The sequence below is a fragment of the Aequorivita sinensis genome (assembly GCF_006346335.1).
In the GTDB taxonomy this organism is placed as follows: Bacteria; Bacteroidota; Bacteroidia; order Flavobacteriales; family Flavobacteriaceae; genus Aequorivita; species Aequorivita sinensis.
The window spans coordinates 1-9795 of record NZ_VDMC01000026.1 but is presented as its reverse complement, the minus strand read 5'-3'; the positions used below and the strand labels follow the sequence as shown (position 1 = coordinate 9795).

The 9795-nt window shown below is 32.2% G+C and carries 13 protein-coding genes; 1 reads left to right on the top strand and 12 read right to left on the bottom strand.

Going from position 1 to position 9795, the window contains the following annotated elements:
- Positions 1–241: 241 nt before the first annotated feature.
- Positions 242–841 (bottom strand): hypothetical protein, encoded by a 600-nt coding sequence (locus FHP04_RS13920; RefSeq protein ID WP_139856765.1) that lies wholly within the window; start codon positions 839–841, stop codon positions 242–244.
- A 340-nt stretch (positions 842–1181) separates the two neighbouring features.
- Between FHP04_RS13920 and FHP04_RS13915 the strand changes: the two genes are divergently transcribed.
- Complete coding sequence (locus FHP04_RS13915) at positions 1182–2153, top strand: IS110 family RNA-guided transposase (RefSeq protein ID WP_139856764.1); 972 nt, start codon at positions 1182–1184, stop codon at positions 2151–2153.
- A gap of 7 nt (positions 2154–2160) precedes the next feature.
- Here FHP04_RS13915 and FHP04_RS13910 read toward each other — a convergent pair whose 3' ends face one another.
- The 11 genes from FHP04_RS13910 to FHP04_RS13850 form a co-directional block, all read right to left on the bottom strand.
- The gene (locus tag FHP04_RS13910) at positions 2161–2793 is read right to left on the bottom strand and encodes a hypothetical protein (RefSeq protein WP_139856763.1); all 633 of its coding nucleotides are present in this window, start codon (positions 2791–2793) and stop codon (positions 2161–2163) included.
- A 26-nt stretch (positions 2794–2819) separates the two neighbouring features.
- Positions 2820–3482, bottom strand: coding sequence for a hypothetical protein (locus FHP04_RS13905; protein WP_139856762.1), 663 nt, complete (start codon positions 3480–3482; stop codon positions 2820–2822).
- Positions 3483–3635: 153 nt separating this feature from the next.
- Positions 3636–4097, bottom strand: coding sequence for a hypothetical protein (locus FHP04_RS13895; protein WP_123796530.1), 462 nt, complete (start codon positions 4095–4097; stop codon positions 3636–3638).
- A gap of 159 nt (positions 4098–4256) precedes the next feature.
- Positions 4257–4595, bottom strand: a complete 339-nt coding sequence (locus tag FHP04_RS13890) for a cyclic-phosphate processing receiver domain-containing protein (RefSeq protein ID WP_139856760.1) — start codon at positions 4593–4595, stop codon at positions 4257–4259.
- A gap of 6 nt (positions 4596–4601) precedes the next feature.
- Positions 4602–5078, bottom strand: coding sequence for a hypothetical protein (locus FHP04_RS13885; protein ID WP_139856759.1), 477 nt, complete (start codon positions 5076–5078; stop codon positions 4602–4604).
- Positions 5079–5226: 148 nt separating this feature from the next.
- Entirely contained in the window at positions 5227–5589 is a 363-nt protein-coding gene (locus FHP04_RS13880) for a hypothetical protein (protein WP_139856758.1), read from the bottom strand.
- On the bottom strand, positions 5589–5963 hold the full coding sequence (locus tag FHP04_RS13875) for a hypothetical protein (RefSeq protein ID WP_139856757.1): 375 nt from the start codon (positions 5961–5963) through the stop codon (positions 5589–5591). The genes FHP04_RS13880 and FHP04_RS13875 overlap by 1 nt, the downstream gene beginning before the upstream one ends.
- Before the next feature lie 10 nt (positions 5964–5973).
- Entirely contained in the window at positions 5974–7341 is a 1368-nt protein-coding gene (locus tag FHP04_RS13870) for a hypothetical protein (protein WP_139856756.1), read from the bottom strand.
- Between the two features lie 155 nt (positions 7342–7496).
- Entirely contained in the window at positions 7497–8000 is a 504-nt protein-coding gene (locus FHP04_RS13865) for a hypothetical protein (protein ID WP_139856755.1), read from the bottom strand.
- Positions 8001–8126: 126 nt separating this feature from the next.
- Positions 8127–8624 carry a hypothetical protein gene (locus FHP04_RS13855; protein WP_139856754.1) on the bottom strand — a complete coding sequence of 166 codons (498 nt, stop codon included), beginning with the start codon at positions 8622–8624 and terminating at the stop codon, positions 8127–8129.
- Positions 8625–8785: 161 nt separating this feature from the next.
- Complete coding sequence (locus FHP04_RS13850) at positions 8786–9493, bottom strand: SIMPL domain-containing protein (RefSeq protein WP_139856753.1); 708 nt, start codon at positions 9491–9493, stop codon at positions 8786–8788.
- Between the last annotated feature and the right edge of the window lie 302 nt (positions 9494–9795).

Here is a 9795-nt window from a genome sequence, read left to right as displayed (position 1 = left end):
AAAAGTCCGATTCGTTATAGTCCGAATATTTTTTTTCAGACTCGCAGGAAATAAGTCCGAAGGTCAAAATTAATATTATGGTCAGCAGTTTTCTCAAAATTACTTACAACGGTCCGGCTAAGAAACGTAGGGCTTTCGAAGCGATCGCTGTCCACAGTTACCAAAGTTTACTATGTGTACGAAACTTTCTAAAAGCCTTATCTGCCCTATGTTTTCTTAGCCATTGTTGTGGCTAGTTTTTTTATTCTTTAAATTCAATTTCTTTGAGTCTTTCTAACTCCATATAACTGTCTGGCATTTTACTGAAAGTCTTGTCAGCTCGGTATTTGGTAAATAACATATTGTTTAGGTCGATTTTCCATTTTGTAGGGACAAACCTTTCATCAACTAGGGTAAATCCTAGAATTTCAACTGTACTATCAGTTAGCCAATTAGCAGTCTCCGGATAACAATCTGTTCCGCAAAAAAGTAGAGTTGTTGCATTGGAGTCATTTGTTTTTACTACTTGAACTTTACGATCAATCTCGCTCCCATAAGAAATCAACTTTCCGTTTTCTTTTTCTAGTACTAACGAGTAGCTATCTAAGTCGATAAAATAAGAAGAGTCTTGTGAATATAGTCTGAACGGTTTAAAAAGCTCTTGATATTCTAAGTTCAGATCGTACGGATACCACTCCACCTTTTTTTCAACATCATCTCCAAATTTTGTAAAGTCGGAGTGATTGAGGTTGTGAAATTCTAGCCATTTACCATACTCAGTCAACTCCTTGGTCGGCATGCCAAATGACAACAGAAATACTGCCGTCAGAAATAATATGATATATGGTGTAAGTCTTGTCATTTCAAATTAGCCACAACGTGTGTGTATGGCTCGTTGCGGAAAATCCGCGAGGATTTTCCGCCGTAACCGAAAGATAGCAAATTGCAATGAATTCCGATTAGGAATTCAGCCGCAATGAGCTATACACGGCTTAAGTTTACAATTCATTAAATTTAGATATAAATCAGAAAGAACAAAAGAGAGGAATAAGGTTATTATATACGCAGAGACTTAGATCTCGTCAACATTGAAAATCCCCTCTCTTTTTCTACACAGATTTCGTACAGTTCTATGAGGCCTTTAGACCTCGCTTTTAAGTCGTTGAAACTCGCGTAGATGTCCTTTCAAAAATCATTTTCTTATGAATAAAAATATTAAATTTTTCGGTATTGACATTAGCCACTTAGTTTTTGATGTTGCAGATTCTAATGGCAACTTTTACCAGTTTAAAAACACCCTTTCTGGCTTTAAAAAGTTTGCAAAAATATTAGATATAGATAGCCATTGTGTCATGGAAGCTACAGGATATTATCATTATCAATTAGCTTATTATTTGTTAGAATCAGGTATTAGAGTTTCTGTAGAAAACCCATTAGCAGTAAAACGTTTTATACAGATGAAATTATCTAAAATTAAAACGGATAAGAGCGATGCTAAACAGATCTGTGAATATGCCAAACAAGTCGACTTAAAGCTCTGGAAAGGCAACTCTAAACACCAAACAGAGTGTCTTCAAATCACCAGGCTCCTTGCTGTATATACAAAACAAAGCACCATGATTAAAAATAAATTACATGGTGAATCTGTTTTAGGAAATCCAAGTAAAGCAGTTGTAAGCTCTTTAAAACGTAGTTTGAAGCAAGTGCAAAAAGAAATAAAAATGCTGGAAAACAAGCTTTTGATTTTGGTTAAACAAGAGCATCAAGAAGTACTAACCCGATTAAAAAGCATACCAGGTATCGGAAACAAAACAGCCCTAATGTTGGTGGTTCTTACAGATGGTTTTGAACGATTTACAAGTGGTAGTGAATTGTGTAGTTATGCAGGATTGACTCCCGTGATAAAAAGAAGTGGCAGCAGTGTAACTGGCCGGAGTAAAATAAGTAAAATGGGGAACCAAAAACTTCGAAACTTATTATTTATGTGCAGTTTTAATGCCTGCAAATACAATAAAGCTTGTAAGGATATTTATGAGCGATTAGTTGCTAAAGGAAAAAGTAAAAAATTAGCATTAATTGCAGTATGCAATAAGCTCTTAAAACAAGCTTTTGCTATTGCTAAATCTGGACTAATATATGAGGATAGTTACAGAAGTACCATGGTGAAAAATTAATGCTTTTTTACTTGTTTTTTACCACAGTACTTTGTTGTAGCACGTTTTTTATCTCTATTTTATTTCCGATTCTATTTTTTAAAAATTCAGATATTTCTTGATAGTCAGACTCGATTAAATTCATAAAATTCACATAATATTTCTTTTGATTTTTGTCCGCTATTATTATGTCACTTGATTTTAATTCAATACTATCAATATTGTCAATTCCGATAGAGTGTTTATTATTTCCATTCACAAAACTTAATTTATCATTTTTGTATTCAATTATCCCAGTCGGCACAAACAGAAATCCTGTTATTAAATATAGAATTCCAGTAATAAGTATTGAGTACAAGAGAATTTTTTCAGATTCAATATTTTTTAAACCAAAGTAGCTAGCAACAATTAAAATAGTTCCGAAAATAAATGGGAATATTCGGTTGTAATCATCGTTGTTCGTTCTTATTCTTAAGATATTCGTTCTTTTTCCATTTCTATATTTTAGTCTTTCTATTATATCCCAAATAATGATTGGAACCCAAATCAGAAACACAATATTTTTTAATGGTTTCAAGAACTCAATTCTGTCAATAAATGTCATTAAAAGAACTATTCCAATTATCAGAATGTAGGTTAAATATGGATTTCGTTTCTTCATTTCTCAAATGTGCTACAACGGTTGGGCTATGATTTCGTTGCGGAAAAATCCGCAGGATTCTTTCCGCTGTAGCCGAAAGATAGCAAACTTGCGTTGAATTCCGAGTAGGAATTCAACCGCAATGAATTATAGCCGTTGTTGTAAAACGTAATTTTATTTTTCATTTTTTTATAAGGAATAATTCTCTCTTTGTCCAAGTTTTTACCTTTAAAAACTCCTTTTACAGATTCCGTTTCGTTAATAAATTTGATGTAAGATTCTTGGCAAGCATAAAGTGAATAATCGTTTTTATTTTCATTCGGTTGACTGTGTTTAGACTTTATCGATTGATATAATGAAAAAATATAGGTTTCGTTGATTTTAATTCCGTCGATTTTCATTTTACAGTCTGATGCGTATTTCCATTCCGAACCACCATAAATTTCAAATGTTTTTCGGCTTTCCTGTCCTTTTATAATTTCTAAAACTTCTACAAGAATTGAATGTCCGAAAAATTCCGTTTCATCAATTTCTTCTTTCGAAACGGATTGCCCTTGTCGGTTGTAATAGTTATGTTTTAAAACTTTAGCTTTTATTACTAATTCACTGTCTTTACTTGCAGATATAAAAGTCCGAAACTTTCCACAATTACAAGCAAATGCCATTTGGAATGTCAGAAGTATAATTAATATGCTGAAAGTTTGTTTCATTATGTTTTACAACGTGTTTGTATAAAGAAAGTTGCGTTTTTGTGTGCGAGGATTTTCCGAAGGAAAATCAGAAGCTAGCAAACGAGCAACTAACTTTGGTTTAGCTAAAACTAGCAATTTTTTTTATACGGTGTTGTGCGCAGTCTTTCTTTTTCAGATTAAATAATATTCGTTTGAGAATCTGACAATCCACTTTCCATTTTTATCTATAAAAAGATAAATAACTTTATAATTTTTATTAATCTCAATGTCAAAGCAAGTCCCTTTTTCAATTGACTCCACTTTTAAAATCGGTGTTTTTAAATCCGACTTATAATTATATCCGAAAGTATTTTCTATGCTATGAGAATTTGCTCCAATTTTCACAAATTCATTAAACACTAATTTGTCATTCACGTATGCTTTTATATTTTCATCAAAATCAGATAAGAATATAACTTGAAAAGCATCTAACTTTTTATCCGCTTTAGGATTATCGTTTCCAAATAATTTAGTTCGGTCATATTGTATTTCAATATTTCCGTCACAAGATATATTTTCCGCTATTTTTTCAGATACTTTGCAAGATGAAACTGAACATAATAAGGTCATTAATATGATAAAAATTCTATTCATTAAGTTTTTTTCAGATTGCGCACAACGGTCTCGGCTATGAACAGTTGCGTGTGTTGGCACGGACTTTTGCAAGTACAAGACAAGCTGAAAATTCCGCAGGAATTTTCAGGCTAAGCCAGTAAAAGCAATTGTTTATAGCCATTGTTAAGCACAGTTATTTTATTCCGTGGTTTTTAAATGTTTTATATAATTATTTAAAAGTCCTTTTATTTGTTCAGACGCAACTGGATTCGCAGAGTGAACTTTGAATTCCAAGTTCCGTAAATCAAGTCCAGATTCATAAACTAACCATTTGGCACAAGCCAATCCGTCTAAAGCTACAATTCCGTTTTTATCAAGTCCGAGGTCATTGTCAAAACTTATGTAATTCGGCAATCCATTTTCTTTTATGTATGCAACGAATTCGTCAAAAGTCCGAACTATGTCAAATTCAAATTCCATTGATTTATCATAAATCATTTCGATAGTCCTTACATCGTCTAAAAACAGTTTTTTCATTTTGCCTTATTCTGGAATTGGGTCTCCTTCTCCTGGTTTTAAAATTGAAAACGCCCAATCCACAGATTTTGGTACATTTAATTTTTCGAGCCATTCTCCACCTAAACCTGCCACTTGGATTTTATTGTCAATTACTTCTAATCCTTCCGTTTCTCCAAAGAAGAATTGAATTCCGTTATCAAGTGCAATACCCATTGTGTCAGGTATTTTAAATACATAACTTTCGTTTGGCTTAATTATCACTTTTTGATTAGCATTTATTGAATTTGCAGTTTCGTTGAAAATAAAAATGTTATACACTTTTCCTGTCGCATTATATGTTTCAGGTTCGATAGTTTCTACGCTATAATTTGGATTGATATAAACTTTATTGTTTTGTGTTTCTTCGCTTTCATTTGACTTATTTTCCGTTTGCGATTTACATTGGAAAAAGAAAATTGAGACAAATGTTATTGTGTAAACTAAGTTCTTTGTGTTTTTCATTTTTCTAATTGTGCCTAACGGTCAAGTATAAGAGCAGTAGCGGATTTCAAGGCAATTACCTGTCCGCCACAACAAAAGTTTTTTAAATGAACAGACCTTACTTTTACCACTTCACCCGCTATTGCTCTTATACAATGTTGGAAGGAGTTTATGGGTTTTCCTTTGTTCTCCACCTATTTTCATAAGATGATTTGTCATAGAAATAATATCTGCTTTTGAATTCCTTAAGAGCAGCAATATGTTGACTTATTATCAACACTGAGTCGCTGTTAGAAGGTAAAGATTCTTCATCTAAAATGTCTAAAAACTCAACAGTAGGCTCAGACTTTAAGAGGACTTTGAGTTTTTCTAAAACCCTGTTTACAGATTTAACTTTGAATTTATTCAATAAATCGTCTGGCTTCTTTTTAGAAAGCTCTTTCATTTCGATGTAAACAGCATCAACCAATTCGGATAACATATTAAATTGATTAATGTCCGCTTCACTGGGTAAAGTTGTCTTTTTTGTCATTATTTTTTGGTTAGTTTTTTTGGTCGAGCAGTTTTGTGGTCGCTTTTTGATCCATTAATCAACCAATAACCATATTCGTTAATATTGTCGGAACGCATTTTTTCCATACACTCATAATATTGAGAAAGTATTAAGGTAACGTCACTATTAGTGGGAATATCATCCTCCTCAAATGAATCAAAATCTTCAAATGGTTTGTACTTGTTTTCCAAGATAGTATTAGCTCTTATCAATACTTTATTGATCATTTTAAGTTTAAATGGATTTATCGCATCTGATGGTGATTTTTTGGAAAGGGTACCAATCTCCTGATGTAACCCTTCTATTTGGCTATACAATTTTTCAAATACGTCTATTTCATCTTTATTTTTCATATTCTTAATATTAAGAGGGGCATTGCCTCATAAATTCAACATATTTCGATTTTAAAATTTCAATTGGTAACCTTTGCTTGCTTTCGAAAACAATACTCATTAGTTTAATGTCCTCATCAGAAAGTATAAGTATACACCTTCTTTGACCAGCCCATAAATCAATGGTGTTTTTAATGATTTTTTTGGGAGGTCTGTTTCTTGTTACAATAACTCCAAATTTCCCTAATGAGTCCGATAGATATCTATTTAGTTGATTAATGTGATTACGATCTATACTTTTCGTGTTTTTTAATTCGAATACGATTTGTTTACTCTCGTAATCTTTATAAATGTCATCCAAAAATTCAAAATTTCTATTGTTGTAGAATATCAAATCTCGTATTAAAACTCCCGAATCGGTTCTGCTTTGATCTAGAGCAAAATCAAGATGTGGATAAAAAAAAGAAGGTAATAGGGTGCAGATAATATCCTCAAATTTCTTGTCAGCTTTATCTTCTAACCCTGAAGGAGTTTTTTCAAGTTCGGATATTTTTCTTTTAGAAGATAGAATCGGTATTTGTTTAAAAAGAGGATCATTTAAACAGTCTGCTTGCTTTTTTTCCTTTTGCTTAATGTATGTGCTGAATATGTCATAATTATGGCGATTGTAGTTTAGAAGCTTCACTCGGTCAGGTAATTCGTCTTCACCATTTAATCCTTTTTCAATAAAATATCCCTTGAAATAATCCTCATAATTTATCCATGGCACGAATCTCAACCATCTCTTAGGGACAAAAACAATAGGATCTGAATTCTTTGGGTTTACAGGTAGGAAGGTTGTCTCTTGAGAAATTTTATTGTCCCTATAATTATAGACATGGTCAAGTTGCACTTCTTCAATTGGTATACCGAGGTTTTCACATTGCTCAATCGTAAAATCAATAAGAAAGGATAGAATAAAATTACAAGCTAAATCGCTAATTCTATCTTTTGAAATATTATCAACTAACAATTGAATCTCTTCAAAATGCAAAAATCCTTGCTTGTTTATTTGGGGGATATTTTTGAATAATTGCAAAATAGAAATAGCCTGCTTTTCACTAATTCTTTTACCCCTTCGAGTTTTCGAAAGCCCTAACCCAATACTTTCACATTCTGATAAAGTAATTAGTTTAGAGATTGCTTCTTTCTCGTCTCCTTTTAAATATTCATTTCCAAGTTGATTAAATGCGTTTACAATTGACGTATGTAAAGACTGGTCTTGTTGAGAAACAGATTTCCATAATAGAAAAGGATCAACATATAGAGGAATATCTTCATCCACAATTGGAATAGCAAAATCCAAGTCTTCTTGACTCTTTTGAATGTTATGTATATCTATTAATCTAGGTCTAAACATTTATTTTTTAATTCCTTCCAACGGTCTCGGCTATGAGTAGTTGCGTGGTTTAGCGATTAACTTTGCAAGTACACACCAAGTTGGAAATTCCGCAGGAATTTCCAAAGTAGACGAGAACAAGCAATTACTTATAGCCATTGTTGTGGTGTCGTTTTTTATTCAGTTGTTATAAATTTCCGTCCGATTAATTCACACTTCTTGGTAACATTCCAAAATCCAAATCCAGGAACTCCAGTTGGTATTTTCCAATAGATAATTTCTCCATTAGTTTTTCTTAGTCCAAATTCCGCAAAATGTCCATCGTGTTTAGTAATTATCTTTTTCTCTTTGTCAACAACAAATGATTTATATCCATTATGCCATTCAAACTCTGCGTAATCAATTATTTCAGTCGAATCTGAGTCAATTCGGACAAACTTTTTGGTTGTATTAATTATAAATTCCGATTTTGAAATTTTTAAAACTAAAACAGGAATTTCATTTGGGTATAAATTCAGTCGTTTTTTAAGTTCGGCTCTTAATTCCGCATTTAGAAGTTCGAATAGTGTAAAAATCTCACTTCCATTAAAATCCGTTTTGGTTTTATTGAAATATTTTAAGAACCAAAATTGAATTCGGTCCTTTATTTGTTCAGCAGATTTTTCTATTAAGTTTTCCATTTCTTAAATGCACCACAACGGTTTGGCTATGGTTTCGTTGCGTGAAAATCCGCGAGGATTTTCCGCCGTAAACCGAAGATAGTAAATTTGCGAGGACTTTCCGAGAGGAAAGTCAGAAGCAATGAACTATAGCCGGTGTTGTACCTCGTTTTTTTTCAGTTTTGTTATTCCGATTATTTCAGTCAGTTTATTCAGTCCGTTTTTTGATATAATTCTAAATGCTAATTCCGTGAAAATAAATCTAAAAACAACGACAGCCATTAAAGTCGGAATTATCAAAGAAATTATAATCTCTTTTTCTTTTGTAAACAATGCTATTAAAAATCCGATTATTGGGAATAAAAAGATAAGTGATAACATTACTTTGAAGGCTTTATGAATTCTGATTTCAAGAGTTCCGTTATAAGATTCAACTTTTCCCTCTAAAACGCAAAATGCTCCACGTCCAGGTTTTGATGAGATTATTTTAAATCCGTTTCTGTTTACTTGTCCGATAAACGCTTTTTTTGTCCACTCCGAAACAAGAGAGTTAGTTATCAATGTGTTTTTTTCCAATTCAGACAACGCATCTGAACTTTCTTTTTTAAGTTCAAATTGATAATTATTAGTCGGAAATATTTTCATTTTGCGTTCGGTTTGGAAATGAGGTACAACGTGTTTGTGTAACAGGCGTTGCGTGGTTTAGGAACTAAGATACTTAAAAAACACGAACGTTCACGCTTGCGAGGATTTTCCGAAAGGAAAATCAGAAGCAATGCGTGTTACACGGTGTTGGGCAACGTTTTTTATTCGATTATAAATTTCACAGTTACTTTTGAGGAAAACTTCATTTTTTCAAAATCAATTACGATATCTTCCTGTGCACGACTTCCATAAATGCTTGAGTAGCCTCTAATTTGAACTCCAGCCACTTTACCTTGCAATTGGCTTGCTATCGATTCAGTCTCTAAATCTGAAACGTATATAGCTTTTCCAATTTTTTGATTTAAAGGTTCAACCATTTTTTCGGCATTCTGTTTTGCTTTTAGAATAGCTTTTGCTTTTAGGTCAAGTAATAATTGGTCAGATTTTGAATATTCTGTTTTAGTAATTGATACATTCGATATTTCTTCACGTTCCAATCCTGCCATTACTTTTCCAACAGTCTGTGCGTCGTTGACAATTAACGAAAACATTTTTGTTTTTAGAATTTTTTGTCCGCTTAAAAAGTATTTTTTAAAGTCGCTACTGTAATCTAAAACAGAAAGATTTTTTTCTAAATCAATATTCAATGAGTTTAGTACTCTCAACATTGATGCTTCCAATTCCTCTGTCGATTTTTTATTCCGATTATCTTCTTCGTTCAAAATAATAACTAAATGAATTTTGTCAGGTGTCACTAATGTGTCAATTTCAGCAATAGTTTCTAAAAATGGCTGGTCGATGAAGTTTTTGTTTTGAGCAAAAGTTTGAATTGTTAAAAATCCTAAAAGAATAAATAAGATGTTTTTCATTGGTTTAATTTTTTAAATAGTTCGTTTATTGCAACGAAACTATAATTTCAGTAGGTTTTTCAAAAGTTAAAATGAGTGAACTGTCCACTTCATTTAGTTTGTTGGTTATTCAGCGTGATTTTTTCAAATGTTGCCCAACGTTTCGTATATGATAAGTAGGCGATCACTAAGCCCTAAATTTTTGTCTAATTCTAAAGTTTGATACAAGCCAAAAATATTTCAATTAGTACTTTTTCGCCTATTTTTCATATACATTGTTGTGTGTCAGTAAATATAGCCTTTCGATTCAAAAATAACAATGG